Annotated in this window: 23 protein-coding genes and 1 tRNA gene; 10 read left to right on the top strand and 14 right to left on the bottom strand. The window is 34.3% G+C overall.

All coding sequences use genetic code 11. The features are described from left to right. Positions 1 to 5: 5 nt before the first annotated feature. The 4 genes from A9G03_RS03310 to rpsU form a co-directional block, all read right to left on the bottom strand. The gene (locus A9G03_RS03310; protein ID WP_065633905.1) at positions 6 to 977 is read right to left on the bottom strand and encodes a bile acid:sodium symporter family protein; all 972 of its coding nucleotides are present in this window, start codon (positions 975 to 977) and stop codon (positions 6 to 8) included. A 65-nt stretch (positions 978 to 1,042) separates the two neighbouring features. Continuing rightward, positions 1,043 to 2,881, bottom strand: a complete 1,839-nt coding sequence (gene rpoD, locus A9G03_RS03305; RefSeq protein WP_065798409.1) for an RNA polymerase sigma factor RpoD — start codon at positions 2,879 to 2,881, stop codon at positions 1,043 to 1,045. Positions 2,882 to 2,966: 85 nt separating this feature from the next. Beyond that, positions 2,967 to 4,748, bottom strand: a complete 1,782-nt coding sequence (dnaG, locus tag A9G03_RS03300; RefSeq protein ID WP_065633907.1) for a DNA primase — start codon at positions 4,746 to 4,748, stop codon at positions 2,967 to 2,969. A gap of 140 nt (positions 4,749 to 4,888) precedes the next feature. After that, positions 4,889 to 5,104 (bottom strand): 30S ribosomal protein S21, encoded by a 216-nt coding sequence (rpsU, locus tag A9G03_RS03295; RefSeq protein WP_024495180.1) that lies wholly within the window; start codon positions 5,102 to 5,104, stop codon positions 4,889 to 4,891. A gap of 185 nt (positions 5,105 to 5,289) precedes the next feature. Here rpsU and hemB point away from each other — a divergent pair, with 185 nt between their 5' ends. From hemB to A9G03_RS03280, 3 genes are all read left to right on the top strand, one after another. Further along, on the top strand, positions 5,290 to 6,300 hold the full coding sequence (gene hemB, locus A9G03_RS03290) for a porphobilinogen synthase (RefSeq protein ID WP_065798408.1): 1,011 nt from the start codon (positions 5,290 to 5,292) through the stop codon (positions 6,298 to 6,300). A 300-nt stretch (positions 6,301 to 6,600) separates the two neighbouring features. Continuing rightward, the gene (locus A9G03_RS03285; RefSeq protein WP_065798407.1) at positions 6,601 to 7,371 is read left to right on the top strand and encodes a hypothetical protein; all 771 of its coding nucleotides are present in this window, start codon (positions 6,601 to 6,603) and stop codon (positions 7,369 to 7,371) included. An 84-nt stretch (positions 7,372 to 7,455) separates the two neighbouring features. Beyond that, entirely contained in the window at positions 7,456 to 8,421 is a 966-nt protein-coding gene (locus A9G03_RS03280; protein WP_065798406.1) for a hypothetical protein, read from the top strand. Positions 8,422 to 8,454: 33 nt separating this feature from the next. Here A9G03_RS03280 and nudC read toward each other — a convergent pair whose 3' ends face one another. The 6 genes from nudC to epmB all read right to left on the bottom strand — a co-directional run bounded on the left by nudC (position 8,455) and on the right by epmB (position 13,107). Next, entirely contained in the window at positions 8,455 to 9,258 is an 804-nt protein-coding gene (gene nudC / locus A9G03_RS03275; RefSeq protein WP_065798405.1) for an NAD(+) diphosphatase, read from the bottom strand. A gap of 60 nt (positions 9,259 to 9,318) precedes the next feature. Further along, positions 9,319 to 10,947, bottom strand: coding sequence for a membrane protein insertase YidC (gene yidC, locus A9G03_RS03270; RefSeq protein WP_065633912.1), 1,629 nt, complete (start codon positions 10,945 to 10,947; stop codon positions 9,319 to 9,321). Then, on the bottom strand, positions 10,947 to 11,270 hold the full coding sequence (gene yidD, locus A9G03_RS03265; protein WP_081297491.1) for a membrane protein insertion efficiency factor YidD: 324 nt from the start codon (positions 11,268 to 11,270) through the stop codon (positions 10,947 to 10,949). Before yidD ends, yidC begins: the two co-directional genes overlap by 1 nt. After that, positions 11,237 to 11,593: a ribonuclease P protein component gene (gene rnpA / locus A9G03_RS03260; protein WP_065633913.1), complete on the bottom strand. Its 357-nt coding sequence runs from the start codon at positions 11,591 to 11,593 to the stop codon at positions 11,237 to 11,239. The genes yidD and rnpA overlap by 34 nt, the downstream gene beginning before the upstream one ends. An 11-nt stretch (positions 11,594 to 11,604) precedes the next feature. Further along, entirely contained in the window at positions 11,605 to 11,745 is a 141-nt protein-coding gene (gene rpmH / locus A9G03_RS03255) for a 50S ribosomal protein L34 (RefSeq protein WP_025314679.1), read from the bottom strand. A gap of 336 nt (positions 11,746 to 12,081) precedes the next feature. Further along, a complete protein-coding gene (gene epmB / locus A9G03_RS03250) occupies positions 12,082 to 13,107 on the bottom strand; it encodes an EF-P beta-lysylation protein EpmB (RefSeq protein WP_065798404.1) in 1,026 nt (341 codons plus the stop codon). 33 nt (positions 13,108 to 13,140) lie between these two features. Between epmB and efp the strand changes: the two genes are divergently transcribed. After that, a complete protein-coding gene (gene efp, locus A9G03_RS03245) occupies positions 13,141 to 13,707 on the top strand; it encodes an elongation factor P (protein WP_065633915.1) in 567 nt (188 codons plus the stop codon). Positions 13,708 to 13,844: 137 nt separating this feature from the next. Here efp and trmL read toward each other — a convergent pair whose 3' ends face one another. The 4 genes from trmL to thiI form a co-directional block, all read right to left on the bottom strand. Continuing rightward, a complete protein-coding gene (gene trmL / locus A9G03_RS03240; protein WP_065798403.1) occupies positions 13,845 to 14,330 on the bottom strand; it encodes a tRNA (uridine(34)/cytosine(34)/5-carboxymethylaminomethyluridine(34)-2'-O)-methyltransferase TrmL in 486 nt (161 codons plus the stop codon). Positions 14,331 to 14,342: 12 nt separating this feature from the next. Continuing rightward, on the bottom strand, positions 14,343 to 15,722 hold the full coding sequence (cpxA, locus tag A9G03_RS03235) for an envelope stress sensor histidine kinase CpxA (RefSeq protein ID WP_065798444.1): 1,380 nt from the start codon (positions 15,720 to 15,722) through the stop codon (positions 14,343 to 14,345). 34 nt (positions 15,723 to 15,756) lie between these two features. Beyond that, positions 15,757 to 16,476, bottom strand: a complete 720-nt coding sequence (locus A9G03_RS03230; RefSeq protein ID WP_065798402.1) for a response regulator — start codon at positions 16,474 to 16,476, stop codon at positions 15,757 to 15,759. Between the two features lie 122 nt (positions 16,477 to 16,598). Then, positions 16,599 to 18,053 (bottom strand): tRNA uracil 4-sulfurtransferase ThiI, encoded by a 1,455-nt coding sequence (thiI, locus tag A9G03_RS03225; protein WP_065798401.1) that lies wholly within the window; start codon positions 18,051 to 18,053, stop codon positions 16,599 to 16,601. Positions 18,054 to 18,437: 384 nt separating this feature from the next. Here thiI and secG point away from each other — a divergent pair, with 384 nt between their 5' ends. The 6 genes from secG (at position 18,438) to A9G03_RS03195 (ending at position 21,122) form a co-directional block, all read left to right on the top strand. Next, entirely contained in the window at positions 18,438 to 18,809 is a 372-nt protein-coding gene (secG, locus tag A9G03_RS03220; protein WP_065633919.1) for a preprotein translocase subunit SecG, read from the top strand. Between the two features lie 7 nt (positions 18,810 to 18,816). Further along, positions 18,817 to 18,902, top strand: a tRNA-Leu gene (locus tag A9G03_RS03215). A 422-nt stretch (positions 18,903 to 19,324) separates the two neighbouring features. Beyond that, positions 19,325 to 19,639 carry a chorismate mutase gene (locus tag A9G03_RS03210; RefSeq protein ID WP_065633920.1) on the top strand — a complete coding sequence of 105 codons (315 nt, stop codon included), beginning with the start codon at positions 19,325 to 19,327 and terminating at the stop codon, positions 19,637 to 19,639. A gap of 13 nt (positions 19,640 to 19,652) precedes the next feature. Next, positions 19,653 to 20,168, top strand: a complete 516-nt coding sequence (locus A9G03_RS03205) for a ClbS/DfsB family four-helix bundle protein (RefSeq protein WP_065798400.1) — start codon at positions 19,653 to 19,655, stop codon at positions 20,166 to 20,168. A 44-nt stretch (positions 20,169 to 20,212) separates the two neighbouring features. After that, positions 20,213 to 20,455, top strand: coding sequence for a hypothetical protein (locus A9G03_RS03200; protein WP_065798399.1), 243 nt, complete (start codon positions 20,213 to 20,215; stop codon positions 20,453 to 20,455). A gap of 145 nt (positions 20,456 to 20,600) precedes the next feature. Then, positions 20,601 to 21,122 (top strand): low molecular weight protein arginine phosphatase, encoded by a 522-nt coding sequence (locus A9G03_RS03195; RefSeq protein WP_065798398.1) that lies wholly within the window; start codon positions 20,601 to 20,603, stop codon positions 21,120 to 21,122. The last annotated feature ends 202 nt before the right edge of the window (positions 21,123 to 21,324 follow it).

Genomic DNA, 21,324 nt, shown 5'->3' with positions numbered 1-21,324 from the left:
AATTTTTATATTTTTCGTTTGGCATAGCGGGCAGCTAATACCGCACAAATCATTAATTGAACTTGATGGAAAATCATTAATGGTAAAATCATTATCCCCATGACTGAAATAGGAAAGATAACGCTTGCCATAGGAATACCACTTGCTAGACTTTTTTTCGAACCACAAAACACAATGGTGATTTCATCTTCTTTATTAAAACCAAGCAACCGCGAACCATACGTGGTAATAAGTAATACAATTGTTAATAACGCAATTGAATAGAAAATAATTTGTACAAGTGATAGTAAGCTAATTTCAGACCAAATACCATTTGCCACCGCATCACTGAAAGCAACATACACCACCAATAAAATCGAAATACGATCTGTTTTAGAAATGACACTTTTATACTTATCTACCCACTTACCAATAAAGCGTCTAGATAAATGACCAAGAATAAAAGGTAACATTAGCTTTAACATAATAGATGAAATTGCATCAAGCATATTCATAGAGCCTGATGATTGTGTATTCATCAATAAACCGACTAATAGTGGAGTAATAAACACACCCAATAATGTCGATGCCGATGCACTACAAATGGCAGCAGCAACATTGCCTCTTGCTATTGAAGTAAACGCAATTGCAGATTGAACCGTTGCAGGTAATACACAAAGGTAAACAAATCCTAGATAAAGTTCTTGCGATAAAAAAGTGGGAACTAAAAATTGCATCATTATTCCGAGTATAGGAAAAATGATAAAAGTGGTACTAAAAATGAATAGATGTAAACGCCAATTTTTTATGCCAGTTATGATGGCATCTAATGAAAGTTTTGCGCCATGCATAAAAAAAAGCAAACCAATTGCAAATGTGGTCAGGTATTGAAACACAACTTTTGTTTGCCCTTCACAAGGAAAAAAGCTAGCCGTAATAACAACACAAATCAGTGTTAGCAAAAAAGGATCAATTTTAAAACGCTGTAGTATATTCATAACGTTAAGCATAATAAGTCAAAAAAAATCGCCACAAAAGTGGCGATATAAATGGGTAAAAATAATTATTCTAAGAAGCTACGAAGTACGTCAGAGCGACTAGGGTGACGTAGTTTACGTAAAGCTTTAGCTTCAATTTGACGAATACGTTCACGTGTTACATCAAATTGTTTACCAACTTCTTCAAGCGTATGATCGGTATTCATATCAATACCAAATCGCATACGTAATACTTTTGCTTCTCTAGGTGTTAATCCAGATAAAATATCACGTGTTGCGCTACGTAAACTTTCAGAAGTTGCCGCATCCAATGGTTGCTCAAGTGCAGTATCCTCGATAAAGTCACCTAAATGTGAATCTTCATCATCACCAACTGGTGTTTCCATCGAAATTGGTTCTTTAGCAATCTTAAGTACTTTACGGATTTTATCTTCTGGCATTTGCATGCGCTCTGATAACTCTTCCGGTGTTGGTTCACGCCCTATTTCTTGTAACATTTGACGTGAAATACGGTTCAATTTATTAATAGTTTCAATCATATGAACCGGAATACGAATTGTTCTTGCCTGATCAGCAATTGAACGGGTAATCGCTTGTCTAATCCACCATGTTGCATAGGTTGAAAATTTATAACCGCGTCGATATTCGAATTTATCAACTGCCTTCATCAAACCAATATTACCTTCCTGAATAAGATCTAAGAATTGTAATCCACGATTGGTATATTTTTTCGCGATAGAAATTACCAAACGTAAATTGGCTTCAACCATCTCTTTTTTAGCACGACGAGCTTTAGCTTCACCAATCGACATTCGTCTATTAATATCTTTAATTTGCTCTATCGAAAGATTGGTTTCAATTTCGATTTGCTGTAATAAGTTAATTTCAGCTTGGATTGGCTCTTCAAACTCTTTTAAACTTGCTGCAAAAGCGCCTTTAGCAGTTAATGCCTTATTGAACCAGCTCATATTATTTTCATTGCCAGTAAAATGCGTCATAAATTGCTTTTTCGGCATTTTGCATTGCTCAACACAGATCTTCATAATCGCACGTTCATGCGCTCTGACACGATCCATCATACTTCTCATATTGTTAACAAGAATATCAAATTGCTTGCCAACTAAACGGAATTGTTTAAAAATTTCAGATAGATTTTCGATCTCTTGTTGTGCTTTTTTATGCGCACGGCCATACTTTTTGATAGCTTCAGATGTTTTATCATGCTGTTCTTTTAATTCAGCAAATTTAGCCCTAGCAACTTCAGGATCGATAGACGCATCATCATCGGCCGAAGAGTCTCCCTCTTCTTCGTTTTCATCATCGCTATCATCAAGGTCGATTTCTGCTTCACTGTCTTCAAGTTCTTCAGGTAACTCTTCTGTTGACTCTTCAGCATTAGGATCGACAAAACCAGTGATGAGGTCAGATAAACGAACTTCACCACTTTCAATTAGATTATATTGTTCTAAAAGATAAGTGATAGCTTCTGGGTATTCTGATACCGAAGTTTGAACTTGGTTAATCCCATCTTCAATGCGTTTTGCTATGTCAATTTCGCCTTCGCGAGTTAATAGTTCAACCGCACCCATTTCACGCATATACATACGCACAGGATCAGTTGTTCGACCTATTTCTGACTCAACATTTGATAATACCAATGCTGTCGCCGCTTCTACCGCTTCTTCATCAGGGACATTATCTGAAAGTAATAACTCATCAGAATCTGGGGCTTCTTCTAGTACTTGAATCCCCATGTCATTAATCATTTGGATAATATCTTCAATCTGATCTGAATCAATAATTTCTTCTGGCAAGTGATCGTTGACATCAGCATAGGTCAAGTATCCTAGCTCCTTACCTCGGATGATCAGGAGTTTTAACTGTGATTGAGAATTTTGCTCCATAAAAGGTGTCCACATTTAGTTATTCGGTCATGTATATTGTATAGGTGCAACTTAAAAAGTTTTATATTACCTATACCCAGTATATTTAGTCTTTTTTTGATAAAACAAGTATAAGCGTCGCTAATTCTTTTTTCTCTGCAGTACTTAAGCCTGAGACTCTTTCTTTTGCGATAAGTTCATCTTGTCTTTGGGTGAGTATATTATCATACAACTCTTTTAAAGTATGAGAAAAAATTGAGCTTATTTCCTCATCTTGATAATGGTACTCAAATGTCGCCAACCGGTTTAATTGCTTATAAAACGGTCTATTAATACATTCAGTCAATATTTGCGCAGTAGTTATATTTGGGTAGCGCTGACATAATTCAAGCAATTCAATAAAAATATCAATGCCAGCTAATTTAACTTGGCGCATCACTGCAATATCAGTCACTTGGTTGGCAAGGTTCGGATATTGAATCAATAAACCAATTAAAATACGCATAGTTGTTAATTTCATCTGAGATGCGGGCGCTATCTCGGTTACTTTCTCTTCACTTTTTTGACGGCTTGCCGCTAGTAATTGCTCTATTTGAGATACATCAAGTAATCCCAAATAACGCCCAAGTTGTTGCAATAAATTTAATCGAAACGCTTTTGCTTTAATTTGATCTAACAAAGGAATCGCTAAAGAACTTAATTTTGCTTTCCCTTCTGCTGTTTTCAAATCAACTTGTTTAAGTAATTCATCAAATAAGAATTCAGATAAGGTTGGCGCGGTTTTCAGATAATCTTCAAATCCATCTTTGCCAACTTTACGTACAAAACTATCGGGATCTTCATCTTGTGGTAAGAAAGCAAAAGTAATCTTTTTACCATCAATCAGACAAGGTAGTAAAACATTCAATGCCCGCCAAGCAGCACTTCGTCCGGCATTATCACCATCATAACAAAATATGACCGAATCGCTTGCTCTAAACAATAATTTGATATGCTCTTCCGACGTCGAAGTACCCAACGCAGCTACCGCATAATCTATGCCATATTGTGCTAGCGAAACCACATCCATATATCCTTCAACAACGATAAGTTTTTCAGGATTTCGGTTCACTTCTTGCGCTTCATAAAGTCCATAGAGTTGAAAACCTTTATGAAAGATTGGTGTTTCGGGTGAGTTAATGTACTTCGCCGAATCATTAATGATCGTTCGCCCACCAAATGCAATCACATTACCTTGCCTATCACGAATAGGAAACATAATGCGACCTCGAAAACGATCATATTGGTTGCCATTATCATTTGTAACTAACATTCCGGCCTGATTATATAATGTTGACTCTGCATTGCTTTTAACCACATTTTGCGAAGTTAAACGCCATTCATTAGGTGCATAGCCAATTTTATATCTCGCGATAATTTCATGATTTAGGCCTCGTTGCTCAAGATAATGTTGTGCATCAATCGAGGTAGGTAATGCTAACTGTTGTTGGTAAAAATGAGTGATTTTTGCCATCAGTGTATACAGGTCTTTACGGACATTACGTGATTCAATGTGTTTCGCTTGATCATCTTGCTTATTATCCGTATCGGTATAAGGAACACGAACGCCTTGCATACTGGCTAACTCTTCTATCGCTTCAGGAAACGATAAGCGATCATATTGCATTAAAAAATTAACAACAGAGCCAGATGCACCGCAACCAAAACAATAGTAAATCTGTTTTTTTTCACTGAGTGAAAAAGAGGCTGTTTTTTCATCATGGAAAGGGCAACAACCAAAGTAGTTATTTCCTTTCTTTTTCATTTTAACGCGTTTACCGATCACATCAAGAATATTGGTGCGAGCAATCAAATCTAAAATAAAATCGCGAGGAATAAGACCTTTCATGATAAAAATTCAACCGATATCAATGTTGGCATTACACAAAGACAACAAGCCGTATCTATGGGTACGGCTTGTTAAAAATTCTTTATATCAAAAATAGATAAAATTGATTTTTATATCAATTATAATTTTCTGTATAAATATTAGTATAGACGAGTGCGACGAGCGTTTTCTCTTTCTAATTTTTTAGCATGACGTTTAACAGCTGCTGCTTTAGCGCGTTTACGAATTGTCGTCGGTTTTTCATAAAACTCGCGGTTACGAACTTCAGCTAAAATTCCTGCTTTTTCACAAGAACGTTTAAAACGACGTAAAGCTACATCGAAAGGTTCATTTTCACGTACTTTAATTACTGGCATGTGCCTCTCACCTCAAATTTGTTTAATATCACAAAGGACTAAAAATTAGTGCGCAATTTTACCTCTAATATAACTATGTTGTAAAGTAAAATATCGAATTATTACGCCATAACAAATTAATTTGCTAATCTCGTAACACAGTTCGATAATAAAGCAATTCTTTACAAAGATAGTTAGGTAGTGTTATGTCATTATATTTTACTGGTCAATATCCGCAACGACGTTTACGTCGCAATCGTTATCAGGATTTTAGTCGACGTTTAGTGGCTGAAAATCATCTGACCGTTAACGATTTAATTTATCCTGTTTTTATTATGGAAGGGAAAAACATTACACAACCCGTTTCATCAATGCCTAAAGTTAATCGTATGAGTATTGACGTCTTATTAAAAGAAGCGCAAGAAATTGCTAAATTAGGTATTCCTGTTGTTTCACTTTTTCCAGCCATTGACCCTTCGCAAAAATCCTTACTTGCAGAAGAAGCTTATAATGAAAATGGATTAGTGCCAAGAGCGATACGGGCTTTGAAGAAAGAAGTACCAGAACTTGGTATATTAACAGATGTCGCGTTAGATCCTTATACAACTCATGGTCAAGATGGCATCATTGATGAACAAGGTTATGTACAAAATGACATCTCGGTTGAAGCTTTAGTTAAACAGGCATTAATGCAGGCACAAGCAGGTGCGGATATTATAGCACCAAGCGATATGATGGATGGGCGTATCGGCGCTATACGTGATGCATTAGAACAACAGCAATTAGTTAATACACAAATAATGGCCTATTCCGCCAAATATGCATCTAGCTTTTACGGGCCTTTTCGCGATGCGGTTGGTTCTGCCAAAAATATCAAAGGTGGCAATAAAAAAACGTATCAACTTGATCCTGCAAATAGTGATGAAGCACTACAAGAAATCTATCAAGATATTAGTGAAGGTGCTGATATGGTTATGGTAAAACCCGGTATGCCTTATCTTGATATTGTACGAAGAGTAAAAGACAATTTTGCCGTACCGACTTTTGCTTATCAAGTATCCGGAGAGTATGCCATGTTAAGAGCAGCTATTGACAATGGCTGGTTAGATGAAAGAGCGGCCATAATTGAATCGTTACTTTGCTTTAAACGCGCAGGTGCTGATGGCATATTAACCTATTTTGCTAAACAAGTAGCAGAATGGTTAAATCATCAATAATTTTTCAAATTAACTAAAATCGACTATTAATATTCAAATGTTAATGTCGATTTTAGTTGCCGTTTTATGGGTTAAATTAAAGCAATTTACCGTTATCAATACTCAATACTACCTTTTTATTTACTTACCAATCTAATATGCTATGCATAGGCTAATTTTATTTCTTTAATCACTTGCTCAAGCTATTTATAACTTTCGTGACTTCAGCAAATTAAATAATGTAAAAAAGTTTAAGGGAAGCTATATGTTTATGTAAAAATCTGATAATATTTAGGTAGATAAGGGATAAGGGAGTAAACAATGATCGATGAACTCATACCACTAGAATTGCATGAGGAGCTAAATGCTTTTCGTCACGATCTAGAAAAAATAACATCTCAACATATTGATGCTTGTCCATTTTGTGGCAAAAATGAATTTTATTTGATTCGCTCCAAACCTACCACAACTTATCGATGTAAAGCGTGTTATAAATATTTTACTGTAGCAGTCAATACACCTTTTAGTCGGCTAACGCCCTTTAATTGGCTAGAAATTATTTTTATTAACCGTATTCAAAATCAAAGCTATAATACCATAGCTAACAATTTGGGATGTTCAATTGAGAAAGTGATGCGACGTGATCACGCAATGATTGATTATTTAAAATCGCACTATCACTCATTGTATCAATGGTATACCAAAAAACAACAGAGCTGCCTAAATCCGGTTTTGATTGAACAACATAAAGTAGTGAATGCAAAAATAACAACATTACTCAATGTACAAAACCCAACGTGTATACACTGTGGTTCAACCGATACGACCAAAGTTGGCAATCGAACTTGTTATCGTTGCAAGCGATGCCGACATAGTTTTAATATTTTAAACGGCACCAAATTAAATCGTTTACCTAAACCCGAATTATGGTTGCAATTTATCGATTTACTTGTTGCTGGTGAAACTAACGCGCAACTTGAGAAAAAACTAAAATTAACCGATAACACAATAAGGAGCTGGCGATCAACATGGTGCACCATGATGAAACAATGGAACTGTGATGCTCTGGCGATCTGGTGTCAAAGCCATTAAAAAGAATAGATGATTTGAAATATTACCAATTGAAACTAAAGAAAATAATATCTTTTAAACATTAACATAAATAGAGCCAATAATATGAAAAATTACATAACTTATATCTCCATTTGTTTATTAGGCACCTCATTATTAATAGGCTGTGATGATAAAAAAAATGGCACAACAACCGACACAACAACCAATAAAAGTGTTGAGACTAACAACAATAGCAAAAGTAATGCCGATAAAAACACATCTGCTGATACCACAAATACTGTAACGACATCCAATGCGCCTTCAACGGTAAACTCAGATGAACAAACAACCCAGCCATCACAACAATCTACTCCAAAATTAACGGTCGCAATTATTAATAGTTATCTTTTTCATACTGAGCCAGAATTATTACCCAACAATAAACTGTTCAAACAACAAAAAATCCAAAGTTCAGCAAAGAGCAATAAAATCATTAACTATAATACGCAAGGTTATGTGGCCAATTACAATTTAGAAGGTCTTAATGGTGAAGTCAATTATGATACAGCTAAATACATTTATGGCATGAACAATACCAAAAATGAATATGATATTACTTTTGATTCAGAAAAAAATATTCTTGGTATGAAAAACAATGATGGCGATATTGTTGCCAGTTCTGAATTTGATGAACAAGGGCATCTGATTGAAACAAATCTATCACATTTCGCCGAAAATAACGTTATTTTCAATAGTAAAATTGTTTATGAAAACGATCGTGTCGAACTCGTGTTGTATAATGCCTATGTACCTGTTGATAACAAAACAAGATTTCCTGTTTTAGCGCAAGAAAAAGACATCGTTTACAACGCCAATAATCAACTTGAAAAAACGATTACCAAAACATTTAAATTAGCATCAAATGGTGACATCATTATTAACGATAAGAACCAACAAGAAGTTGAATTAACTGAAACATGTACTTACTCTGACTATAATGAAAACAGCGACTGGACTAAAGCGGTGTGCGTTACATCAGGTGAAGAATCCAAAACCATTAACTTAACAAGAACAATTGAATATCAATAGACAATATGCCTATTGATATTAACGTGAATATGATTAATTTTCACCAAATTCGTCATATTCACGGCAAAGTACAATAGTATCTTCAATCAACCTTCTAGCTATGGTGCCATATTCCGGAATTTTAGGTAACTCGGTATAGTGATACCAAGCAGCGTCGACAAGTTCATTTTTATCAATGGTGATCTCGCCACTTTCATAATCAGCTAAATAAGCCATCATAAGTGAATTAGGAAAAGGCCAAGGTTGGGATCCGACATAACGAATATTCTTTATTTTGATTTGTGATTCTTCAAATACTTCACGCTCAACGGCCATTTCCATCGTTTCACCAACTTCTGTAAAGCCAGCTAATACCGTATATAAATTATCTTGATTATGTCTGACATGCTTAGCTAATAAAATTTTATTTTTATCGCGAATAGCGACAATAATCGAGGGTGAGATTTGTGGGTAATAGCGCTCTTTACAATTTGAACATAAGCAGCACCATTCGGTCTTACTGATATACATTTCATGTCCACAATAACCACAAAATTTATGTGAACGATAAAATTCGGACAATTGTACAGCACGACCTGCCATGTTAAATAATGACTGATCACTATTGTCCAGCAATGGTCTGATTGAACTCATTGAATGGCTCATTTCTTGGCAAATTAACCATGCCGTTTGTCCTTGCCATTCCCCTATCGGCTGGGCAAGTAAACCATTAAAACAGAAATCATTTGCACCACCAACTGGCACCTCTCCATTAGGTAACCATAGTCGTCCATTTTTACTCACAAACCAATAACCTTTTTCGTTACCAGTTAACTTAAATTGTTGCTGAATGTTCATATCAATTACACCAAAAATAACAATTAAAAAGGAGGGTTTTACCCCTCCTTACAATTAATATTATTTCTTTTTCTTTTCGTGAAGTCCCTTTTTCTCAAGTTCCCAGTAAATTATACGTTGCTGAGCAATCGTAAATAAGTTACTCACGATATAGTATAAAACTAAACCTGACGGGAACCATAAGAAGAATACTGTAAAGATTAATGGCATATAAGTCATTAATTTTTGTTGCAATGGATCAGTCACTGGTGTTGGTGACATTTTTTGAATCAAGAACATAGTTCCGCCCATTAACAACGGTAAAATATAGTATGGGTCTTGTGCAGATAAGTCATAAATCCAAAGTGCAAACGGTGCATGACGCAGTTCAACAGTATTACCTAACATATAGAACAATGACAAGAAAATCGGCATTTGGATAATTAAAGGTAAACACCCGCCTAATGGATTGACTTTTTCTTGCTTATAAAGTGCCATGGTTTCCATGCTCATTTTTTGTCTATCATCACCATAACGCTCTTTTAAAGCTTGTAAGCGAGGTTGCAGTAACTTCATTTTTGCCATAGAACGATATTGAGCACGCGTTAATGGGAATAAAATACCACGTACAATAAAGGTGATAACAATAATTGAAAAGCCCCAATTACCAATAAAACTATGGATAAATTTTAGTAAATAAAATAGTGGTTGTGATAAGAACCATAACCAACCATAATCAACAACTAAATCTAAGTGATTTGCTGTTTGTTTCAATTGACTTTGAATCTCTGGACCTAACCATAATTTAGCTGCAATCGATTCAGAGCTACCCGCTTGAATTACCGTCGATTGTCCTTTAAAACCAATTGTTGCTTGTGAATTTTTAGCTGTAGCACGTGAATAAAAAAGATTGCTCTGATCTTGAGCCGGCACCCAAGCTGACGCAAAATAGTGTTGCAACATTGCAACCCAACCTGTTTGAGTCTCGACCGCTAATGCTTTATCTTTAATATCATCAAAACTGTATTTGCTATAGTTGGTACTAGAGCTTGAGTAAGCAGTACCACGGAACGCGCTTAACCCTAAGCCGCCGCCACCTTCAGTTGTTGCATCATCAGGTAATTTTATAGTTTGTTTTAATTGACCGTACATTGAAACTTCAACAGGTGAACCACTTTGGTTGTTAATGTCGTATTGAACATCGATAGCATAATTACCGCGATGTAAGATGTAGTACTTAGTATAAGTTACGCCATTGACTTGATAAGTAAGTGGTACACGTAATTCATCTTGTCCATCAGCTAAAACATATTCTGTTTGCTCAGTTTGATATATCGGACGTTTTGAACCTTGAGATGCATTGTCTGGACCATCTTTACCCGTTAAGCCACTTTCAGCGATATAAATAAAATCAGGTCGTGAAGTCAGTAATTGGAAAGGTGTACCTGAATGTAAAGTCTGCTCATATTTTAATAATTGAGCCGCCTGCACATCACCACCATAGGTATTAATAGTTAGTGACAGTACATCAGATTTTACAGTAATTGTCTTACCTAATGCAAAATTTGTATTGGAATCTTCTTCACTTACTTGCTGAGTTAATTGATTCGTAATCGGCGGTTTAGGTGCATGATCATCTTCCCATGCTCGCCAAATTAAAAAAGATACAAAAAGTAAAACAATGACTAAAATATTACGTTGAGATCCCATTAGTGTTTTTCTCTATTGGTTTTAGTTTTTGGAGGAACAAGATCTTCTCCTCCTTCATGTAAAGGGTGACATTTTAATACACGTTTGACCGTTAGCCAACCACCTTTTATCACTCCAAAGCGTCTTAGTGCAATTATTGCATATTGTGAACATGTTGGCGTAAAGCGGCATTTAGGGCCTAATAGTGGGCTTATAATACGCTGATAAAAACGAATAAAAAAAATAAAAATATTAATTATCAGAATCTTACATGCAACAATGTGTTGTTTTATAATTGATACAATTTTATCTAGACGCTTTGTTTTTCGATGATTCGTTGACATAGTTTCTCTAGTGTTGCAACAAGTTTTTGATTATCTAATTCTATCGCTGGCGATTTAGCCATTAAAATAAAATCAATATTAGGAAACTGGTGTTGATGATGACGAAAATACTCTTTCGCTAACCGCTTAATACGATTACGTTCATGCGATCGTTTGATCTGCTTTTTAGCTATAGCAAAACCTAAACGACAATGGTTTAAAGTATTCTTTCGTGCGACTAAAGTAAGGAATGGGGAACCCGCTCGAACAGATTCTTGGAATACATAATTGAAATCGAAGGGAGTTAGTAAACGTAACTCCCGAGGAAAAGTGAGTTTAATCACTCAACTTTAAATCAGCTAGCAACAGTTAAACGAACACGGCCTTTAGCACGACGGCGAGCAAGAACTTGACGACCATTTTTTGTTGCCATACGAGCACGGAAACCGTGAGTTCTATTGCGTTTTAATACTGATGGTTGAAATGTGCGTTTCATGACGATTTATATCCAAATCTAATTTATCAACAAGTTGTAGAGTTTAAACCCTACAGCATTAATTAAAGAGGTCGGAATTATAGGATCTATTTTGGATATCGTCAATGAGATTTTCATAGAGAATTTTATAGATGATATATTATCGTGATATTTTTATCACAATTATTGATAATAAAAAAGATAGCTATTTGCTATAGCGTAAAACAACACTTAAGCCTTATTCATTTTGCACATAATGTCAATATTAGCCTGTTAATAACATAGGCAATATGGTTTGAATTAATGATATTTAGCCTAAAAGATATTTAATCATGAATAAATACCAATAGGAAAATACTAATCATCAACAGCAAGTACGCGCTTACTCTTTTCACCACCAATTTCACGCGCTAATTTAGGTACTAAATAACCCGAGACTTTTTCAGCTAATTGTTTCATTATTGTTTTGGCTTGCTTATCTTCAACTAAAAAATGCGCCGCACCTTGCACTTTATCGAGTAAATGAATGTAATAAGGTAAAATACCGATATCAAAAAGTTTATTACTCAACTCGGCTAAAATGTCTGCATTATCATTAATCTTTTTTAACAACACACTTTGATTAAGTACCGTAACCCTATTTTGTTTTAACTGTTTAATTGCATAAGCAACATTATTATCTATTTCATTTGGATGATTGATGTGAGTAACCACTATTATTTGTAAGCGACTTTGCATAAACAATTGACAAAGTGTGGTAGTGATTCTGGAAGGAATAACCACAGCCAACCGAGTATGAATACGTAACCGCTTAATATGGGGAATTTTTGATAACGCATCGATTAAATTAGCCAGTTCGTTATCTTTTGCCATTAATGGATCACCGCCTGATAGAATAATCTCGTCAAGTTCAGGATGATTAGCAATATAGTCTAGTGCTGTACTAACATTTTTTTTAGTACTTTGGTTATCATAGTAAGGAAAATGTCGTCTAAAACAGTACCGACAATTAATAGCACATGCCGTTTTAGTGATTAAAAGCGCACGATTATGATATTTGTGTAAGAGTCCAGCAATGTCATTATTTTGTTCTTGTAAAGGATCTTCACTATATCCATCAACTTTTAACATTTCGCTGTCACTACAAAGCACTTGCAGTAAAAGAGGGTCGTCTTTATCACCTTTTTTCATTCTATGAATAAATGCCATGGGGACACGCAGCGGAAATTGTTTTTTCGCCTGTAACATTGATAACGAAATAGCGTTCGGATCCAAATCAAGATAACGATAAAGCTTTTGGATATCGGTTACGACATTAGCAAGATCAAAAATCCAGTCATCTTTGTTTGGTAGTTCAACTTTTTGCTGTATAATATGGCTCATTTTTTGTAATTCAGAATGATAGTTGGAGCTTTTATGGCATCTTATAGTACTAATGAGTTTAAAGCCGGTCTTAAAATAATGCAAGATGGCGAGCCTTGTGTAATAGTTGAAAATGAGTTTTATAAACCCGGTAAAGGACAAGCAATTAACCGCGTTAAAATTAAAAAATTACTTTCAGGTAAAACTGTCGATAAAACATTTAAATCAGGTGAATCGGTTGAAGGCGCTGATGTCGTCGATATGAACTTAACTTATCTATACACTGATGGTGAGTTTTGGCATTTTATGAATAATGAAACATTCGAACAACTATCTGCCGATGCTAAAGCGGTAGGCGATAATGCAAAATGGTTAGTTGATCAAGCAGAATGTATTTTAACTTTATGGAATGGTCAACCTATCGCGGTCACACCACCAAACTTTGTTGAACTCGAAGTTGTTGAAACCGATCCAGGTTTAAAAGGTGATACAGCAGGAACAGGTGGTAAACCAGCAACATTATCAACTGGCGCAGTAGTACGTGTACCACTATTTGTACAGATTGGTGAAGTTCTTAAAATAGACACACGTTCTGGCGAATACGTTTCACGAGTTAAATAATACGGATTTACTTAAACATAAAACTTGTTTTTATAAAATCAATGAATAAAGAGGTCTAATTAGACCTCTTTATTTTAAATATACTAACTAATCTCAAATATTCAATTAGCTACAACATTTAATCAAACTTTAAATGATTATTTAGCACCAACATAATTCAGCTGACGCCAAGATTCATAAACCACCACCGCAACAGAATTAGATAGATTCATACTACGACTATTAGCTAACATTGGAATACGAATTTTTTTATCTTGAGGTAAAACATCAAGAATGGTTGCTGGCAATCCTCGTGTTTCAGGCCCAAACATCAAAAAATCATTGGGTTTATAACTAACATCACTATGTGGTTTTTGCCCTTTAGTTGTCAAAGCATAAATTTGAGTAAGTAAATCAATTTGATTACTATCTAAAAAATGATTTAAATTTTTATAACGCTTAACATCAACAAACTCTTGATAATCAAGTCCTGCTCGTCTTAATTTTTTATCATCCCAAAAAAAGCCCATAGGCTCTATAATATGTAGATTGAATCCGGTATTAGCACAAAGTCGAATAATATTTCCAGTATTAGCTGGAATTTCGGGCTCAAATAAAACAATATTTAATGCAACATTAGACACAACAATATCTCTTTAGTGTTTTTGTTTTTGAATTGGCAATACTATCACAATTCTTAATCCACCTAAGTGACTTTTTTCAGCTTTAATTGTGCCGTTATCTCGTGTAATAGCATTAGAAGCAATAGATAAACCTAAACCAGTCCCGCCCGATTCCCGATCACGGGCCTCACTTGTTCGATAAAATGGTCTAAAAATTTGTTGCAGCTCATTGTCGGCAACACCTGGACCATCATCATCAATAGTAATGATTATGTCTGCCTGCTGAACAGTAAAACTGACTATAATTTGATGATGGGAATAACGAAAAGCATTACGAATCACGTTTTCAACGGCACTACATAATGCGATGGGATAACATAAAATACCCACATCAGGAAGCGTTTTAGCAATTGAAAAAGTCTTACCAATTTGTTCAGCTTCAAAAGCGGCATTTTCTAAAACTTGCTTAAACAATAGATTAATTTGTTTATATTCTCGCACTTCATTATTTTTATATTGTTGTCTTGATAAAGATAATAAATCACCAATCATTGCATCAAGTTTAATCGCTTCATTATTAATTCGATTTACTTCATTACTTTCACCTTGTTTACGACGTAATAAAGAAACAGCTAGCTGTAATCGAGTTAATGGTGTACGTAATTCATGAGAAATATCGGAAAACAAACGCTGCTGTAATTCCTGCATTCGCTTTAACTCTCTTAACATATGGTTAAAACTTGCACCTGTTGCTTTATATTCCGAAGAACCAATCGTTTCAAGTTCTGGCCATTGTTGCAAGTTTCCTTTGGCAACTTCGTCTGCTGCTTGCTTTAATCGTCTTGCTGGTTTTGCAATACTCCAAGATAGCCATAGTAAAAATGGCGAACTTATTAACATCATGAGAGTTAATAACAAAAGTGGATGATCAAAAATCAGATTAACAAATTGTGACTGAGCATCCGAGGAAGGTTGTAAAACATACAATCGATATTGATCATTGGCATAGTTAATCAAAAAAGGGCCAATGATTTCTTGTGAGTCATAAATTTTTTTAGCCGGATCTGCAATATTATGCGATATTTCACTAAAGTTTTTAACTAAATCAATATTTTTAGTATCAGCAGTAATAAATTGATCATTAGGTGTAAGAATGAATAAAAATTGCCCAGGCTTTTGATAATTATCCATCACAACAATAAAACGCATCCACCAACGAAAACTATCCTTAGGGATATGAGTAAACTCTTGTTCAATTTGATTAGCAAGTATATTACCTGATTCTTTTTCTCTATTTGATAAATAAGTCAAATTTCTCGAATCTAAACTCGGCAATAATACAATAAGTGCCAAAAAAAATGCGATAGTGAGTAGGAAGATAGTGAATATCCGAATAGTTAAACGATCAAAAATCCACATACCACCACACCTAAGTTAAAATATTACGTCAATTTTGTAACAAATCATCGTGACTATCAATAATAAATAAATATCCTTTTGAACGTAGCGTTTTGATCCAAGGCAATCCATCACTACGTGGTGGAAGTTTTTTACGCAAATTAGATACATGTACATCAATCGAACGTGCGAGTGGAATAAATTCTTTACCTAACACGGTTTCGCTCAGTGTATCTCGTGATATTATCTTACCACCATTCTCAAGAAGCTTAAGTAAAACTTGAAACTCTGTACCCGTTAAATCGATATATTGATCATCATAATAGGCTGATTGCTGTTTACGATTTACCGTAAGTTTATCAACAGTATATTGTAAAGGTAAATTACTGTCATCATTTGCAATATTATCCCAGCGCGTTCTTCGTAATAATGCGTTTATTCTTGCAATAAGTTCCCTATCATTAAACGGCTTTAAAATATAATCATCGGCACCCAATTCAAGACCAATAATTTTATCCATTTCATCGTCTTTTGCTGTTAAAAATATAACAGGAACAGTACACTTGCTTCTAAGTTGGGATAACACATTAAGACCATTCAGTTCTGGCATCATTATATCAAGTAGAATCAGATCAAAAGTTGAATCAAACTTTTCTAAAGCTTCTTTACCATTATTTGCTGTTTCAACTTGAAAACCTTCTAATTCTAGTAGTTCGCATAATAATGAGGCGATTTCTGGATCATCATCAACTACAAGCAATTTACTCATTACAATCCTCTTTTATTCATTTATCGCATTTATTTTTTGGATTAAATATAAAATTTGTATTTTCACTCAATTATTATATATGCAAAAAATGATAGTCTGGTTAATAATATGGTAAATAATTGTTAATTTGCATAATTTAACACCTTTACATTATGAAAACCTTGTTCAATTAAATACAGTGCTTGTAATTTGCTCATGACACCCCTTGCACAATAAAGCAAATATTGTTTATTTTGATCCAAATCACCGAATTGCGTTGCCAATTTATAAAAAGGAATTAACTTAATTTCAACATCGGCTAACTGTAAAGGATTATCTTCTTGCTCTTCAGATGAACGAATATCAATAACAACATGATTATTGTGCAAGGTAGAAACGGTCTCAACTTGCTCAATTGAAGTATCTGATTGCTTAGCTATTTCTCGAATATCGATATTTTCAGCTTGTTCGACGGCCTTATCAAGTATTGAAAAATCGAAATTTAGCTCTTCTGCTTCAATTTTCTCTTTCACGGCTTTTACTGTTGGGCTTTTTGAAATTACGCCACAGAATTCGGGCATGGTTTTAGCAATATCTTCTGTGCCAATTTGCCGTGCTAAGTTAATAATTGTTTCTTTATCATGGGTTATCAATGGTCTTAAAATTAATCTATCGCTAACATTATCAATTAAACGTAAGTTTGTTAATGTTTGGCTTGATACTTGCCCTAACGCCTCGCCGGTAACAAGCGCTTCAACGTTATAACGCTGAGCTATTTTTGCTGCAGCACGAATCATCATCCTTTTTAAGATAACGCCCATTTGACCATCATCAATTTTTTCTAGAATCTCACCCACAACGTTAGAAAAATCAATGGCAATAAAGCGAACTTTATGAGATGAACCAAACCGTTCCCATAAATAGTGAGCCATCTGTTTAACCCCAATTTCGTGAGTTTTTCCCCCTAGATTGAAAAAGCAATAATGCACTCTACAGCCACGCCTAATTAACATATAACTGGAAACACCTGAATCAAATCCTCCTGAAATAAGTGATAAGACATCTTCTTGAGTTCCAGTTGGAAAGCCACCTATTCCACAGTATCTGCCTTTAACTAATAATAATTTATCTTTATCAATTTCAAGGTTCACCGTGATATCAGGTCGAGTTAATTTAACTTTGGCTGAGGCAACATGTTGATTTAATCCGCCACCAACATAACGCTCTACATCAATTGAAGTAAAATCATGTTTTCCTCGACGTTTAACTCGAACACAAAACGTTTTGTTTTCAATAAGAGGAGCATAGTAATTTAATGCTTTTTCGTAGATGTCATGGACGTCAACATAAGTGAGCTCTTCAACCGCTAAGATATGATGAATACCAGGAATACGCATTAGATATTCTAAAATTTGATTTTCACTATCGACAATTTTTGGGCGAACTTCAATATAATCCCAGTAACGAATAACCGCCACTTCTTTAATATGATTTTTGAGAATATTGCGAATATTACTGGTTAATATTTTAATAAAACGTAAACGTACAGAATCACTTTTGATGGTAATTTCAGGGAAAAGCTTAACAATAAATTTCATAAAACGAGCATGGACTATAAATAAAAATGGCGTCTATTATACTGATTTTCACAAAAAACACACAACCGAATATCGCGATATCAATCTAAACGGGTCGGCAATATCATTAAATTAGACTTAGCCATAATATAAAATTGTTTTGAAAACTGTTTACTATATTGATTATATAAAAAATATGAAGATTAATTTAAATTTTTAGTAAAAAAAGATTTTTATTAATTTTAATACCAACGCTAAAAAATATTAGTAGTCATCGATTTAAACACTTAAATCTTAAATTATACCAACAATAACTTAAATTTTACTTGCTTGTTGGCGAGTCTTTCGCTAATATTTCGCAAAATTAAATTCTGTTGTATAACACATAAAAATTGACAGGTTGAAATGTACGAACTTTTGATTATCAGTTATTTGATTATCGCAGTTGCGATCATCGTTTTAGTTTTAATCCAGCGAGGAAAAGGCGCCGATATGGGTTCGTCTTTTGGTGCTGGTGCATCTGCAACGTTGTTTGGCTCATCTGGAAGCGGTAATTTTTTAACTCGCACAACAACGTTACTCGGTGTTTTATTTTTTATACTAAGTATTATTTTATCTAATTTGGGTAGTCGCAGCCATATCACTTCTAGTGGTGAGTTCAATAATATTGAAGATAATGCTCCTGTAACCACGCAACAAACTACAGGTCAAGCACCGACAGTAGATCCTGTTATCAAATCTGAGAATAAGAACCCAACATCAGATATTCCAGAATAAAAACGGCGCCGTGGTGGTGAAATTGGTAGACACGCTATCTTGAGGGGGTAGTGCTCTAAGGGCATGCGGGTTCAAGTCCCGCCCACGGCACCAATTCAATATTCAGTAACATTCTTTAAAATCCTTTAAACCACATCCAAGCCAGTATAATTAAGGCTTATAGCCTGTTTTACTATTTCGTAAGCATTAGTAGGACACATTTACAACCAAAATAATGGGAGTATATCTTGGGGTAGGATAAAGTACCTTTATAATTAGATACCCCCAAAGGTGAAAAGTGGCTATTCAAACCACCCTTTGACAGATAGCCACACCAAAGCAAGCCTAGCGATAAAAATTACTCATTGTTTGACAGTGGAATAGATATTTACGAGTTAAAACGAGTTATAGTAAAAATAATCCCCCCAAAAAGCTACAAAGATATAATTCAAAATTAAAAATTATGATTAATAGTTTTATATAAAACAGCATAATGTTAGGATAGTCATTGATTAATTTTTAACAGGATAAATATCATGCAATATAATCCTAAGTTAACACCCAAACAATGCTGTAATATGGACGATATTCGTTCAGAGATAGATCAGATTGATTACACTGTTATTAAGCTATTTGCAGCTCGCTTTGAATATGTTAAAGCTGCTAGTGAATTTAAAAAAAGTGCTAGTGCTGTACAAGCCAAAGCCCGTGTTGACACTATGCTTGAGCAACGAAAGCTTTGGGCCAATGAGTTAGGACTAAATGGCGATATTATTAAAGCGTTATATGCTAATTTGGTTCGTTATTTTATTGATGAAGAATTAAAGCAATTTAAAAATAAAGAGAAATAAGGATAGTTTGCCTATGGCTTATACCAGTAAACAACAGTTATTGAATGAAATAAACAAAACCGCTAAATTGTTTATTGAAGAATTTGATACGTTAACAGAATCTCAAAAAGATCAGTTAATTCATGGTGTCGATCGTACTCCTGCGCAAATGATTGCTTATCAGTTAGGATGGCTGGATCTTGTTAAGTCTTGGGATGATGATGAACTTGCAGGACAAACCCCAACATTACCAGCAGAAGGCTACAAATGGAATCAGTTAGGCACATTATATCAACACTTTTATAAGATTTATCAGGATTATTCATTACAAGAACTAATTACATTATTTAACCAGAAACTTGTTATCTGGAATAATTGGATTGAATCTTTGGATGATGATACGTTATTTATTAAAGACAGACGTAATTGGACTAAACCTTTCCCTGAATCTTGGAACGTAGCGCGCTTTATTCATATTAATTCTGTGGCACCGTTTAAATCATTTCGAACCAAAATCAGAAAGTGGAAAAAGTTAAGTGAACAAGTTTAAATATAAATTAAAATTAATATTAATGTAATCCAAATAGGAATGATATGGCTTTTTCAGAAACAGAGCGACAACAATTGTTACAACTAAAATTTGTGGGTGGCAAAATTATTGACAGACTTGAACAAATGGAACTTGATTCTTTTGATAAATTACGCCACGCCACTTTAGATGAAATTCTAAGCAAAGGCGCATTATTAACAGGCTCAACTTGTTGGAAAAACAGCCAACAATCTAAAACCGCCATAAATAATATTTTGTATTTAGTTAAACAAAACAACAACAGGTAAACATAATCGGTTTCTTGTTTTTTATTATATTGTTATTTGATAAATCAAAAGCTAATAAGTTATAACACTATGATAAACTTGTGTTTAATGTTATTTAGTATAAAATTTGCTTAAATTGTAATAAGCCATTGATAAAGGAAATAGAATGTCTATGTTAAAAAAATTTTTAGTTTGTTTATTTGTATTTTTTAGTAGTTCTTGCTTTGCATTAGATCATATTGTTACATTTGTTTGTACTGGTAATACGGGACGTAGTCCAATGGCTGAAGCCTTGGCAAATGATTATGTAAAAAAACATAATCTAAATATTATCGTGCAATCAAGAGGTGTGAATGTTGATCCTAAAGAAACCGCACCAGAACAAGGGACAGTGACGGTATTAAAACAACATGGTATTGATATCTCATCACATAAAGCAACACAATTAACAAAAGCGGATATTGATAAATCAGAATATTTGCTGACTATGACACAAAAACATAAAGCAAAAATTTTAGAACAATATCCACAAGCAAAAGGTAAAGTCTTCACATTATCTGAGTTTTCTACAGGTAAAAATGAAGATCTTTCTGATCCCTATCAAAAACCTTTAGAAGCTTATATCAAAGTAGAAAGTCAATTAAATGAATTCTTGCCATTGGCTTTAAACAAAATAGCAAAAGAGTGATAGTGAATTTACGTTCCAGTTGGTTAAGTGAATGAACCGCCTAAAATGGCGGTTTTTTATATTTCATCATCTAATTAATTATGTCTATCATAACTTAAAATAGATAGCATTTTTAACAATTCTATAATTAACAATAAGTTGTAAAAACTAAAAATATATGATACCGTTCAAATCGCTTTTGCCAATTTAATAATAAATTGGC

This window comes from Gilliamella sp. wkB171 (genome assembly GCF_001693755.1).
In the GTDB taxonomy this organism is placed as follows: Bacteria; Pseudomonadota; Gammaproteobacteria; order Enterobacterales; family Orbaceae; genus Gilliamella; species Gilliamella apicola_F.
Note: the sequence above shows the minus strand (reverse complement) of the source record. Positions and strands in the feature narration are given on the sequence as shown.

Excerpts from the sequence above, each read along its gene's own strand:
- A9G03_RS03285 (WP_065798407.1), top strand. The coding sequence starts at position 6,601 with ATGATCGATGAACTCATACCACTAGAATTGCATGAGGAGCTAAATGCT.
- yidC (WP_065633912.1), bottom strand. The coding sequence starts at position 10,947 with ATGGGATCTCAACGTAATATTTTAGTCATTGTTTTACTTTTTGTATCT.
- A9G03_RS03210 (WP_065633920.1), top strand. The coding sequence starts at position 19,325 with ATGCAATATAATCCTAAGTTAACACCCAAACAATGCTGTAATATGGAC.
- yidD (WP_081297491.1), bottom strand. The coding sequence starts at position 11,270 with ATGTCAACGAATCATCGAAAAACAAAGCGTCTAGATAAAATTGTATCA.
- A9G03_RS03200 (WP_065798399.1), top strand. The coding sequence starts at position 20,213 with ATGGCTTTTTCAGAAACAGAGCGACAACAATTGTTACAACTAAAATTT.
- nudC (WP_065798405.1), bottom strand. The coding sequence starts at position 9,258 with ATGAACATTCAGCAACAATTTAAGTTAACTGGTAACGAAAAAGGTTAT.
- A9G03_RS03310 (WP_065633905.1), bottom strand. The coding sequence starts at position 977 with ATGAATATACTACAGCGTTTTAAAATTGATCCTTTTTTGCTAACACTG.
- A9G03_RS03280 (WP_065798406.1), top strand. The coding sequence starts at position 7,456 with ATGAAAAATTACATAACTTATATCTCCATTTGTTTATTAGGCACCTCA.
- secG (WP_065633919.1), top strand. The coding sequence starts at position 18,438 with ATGTACGAACTTTTGATTATCAGTTATTTGATTATCGCAGTTGCGATC.
- rpoD (WP_065798409.1), bottom strand. The coding sequence starts at position 2,881 with ATGGAGCAAAATTCTCAATCACAGTTAAAACTCCTGATCATCCGAGGT.
- A9G03_RS03205 (WP_065798400.1), top strand. The coding sequence starts at position 19,653 with ATGGCTTATACCAGTAAACAACAGTTATTGAATGAAATAAACAAAACC.
- epmB (WP_065798404.1), bottom strand. The coding sequence starts at position 13,107 with ATGAGCCATATTATACAGCAAAAAGTTGAACTACCAAACAAAGATGAC.
- dnaG (WP_065633907.1), bottom strand. The coding sequence starts at position 4,748 with ATGAAAGGTCTTATTCCTCGCGATTTTATTTTAGATTTGATTGCTCGC.
- A9G03_RS03195 (WP_065798398.1), top strand. The coding sequence starts at position 20,601 with ATGTCTATGTTAAAAAAATTTTTAGTTTGTTTATTTGTATTTTTTAGT.
- rpsU (WP_024495180.1), bottom strand. The coding sequence starts at position 5,104 with ATGCCAGTAATTAAAGTACGTGAAAATGAACCTTTCGATGTAGCTTTA.
- efp (WP_065633915.1), top strand. The coding sequence starts at position 13,141 with ATGGCATCTTATAGTACTAATGAGTTTAAAGCCGGTCTTAAAATAATG.
- thiI (WP_065798401.1), bottom strand. The coding sequence starts at position 18,053 with ATGAAATTTATTGTTAAGCTTTTCCCTGAAATTACCATCAAAAGTGAT.
- rpmH (WP_025314679.1), bottom strand. The coding sequence starts at position 11,745 with ATGAAACGCACATTTCAACCATCAGTATTAAAACGCAATAGAACTCAC.
- hemB (WP_065798408.1), top strand. The coding sequence starts at position 5,290 with ATGTCATTATATTTTACTGGTCAATATCCGCAACGACGTTTACGTCGC.
- A9G03_RS03230 (WP_065798402.1), bottom strand. The coding sequence starts at position 16,476 with ATGAGTAAATTGCTTGTAGTTGATGATGATCCAGAAATCGCCTCATTA.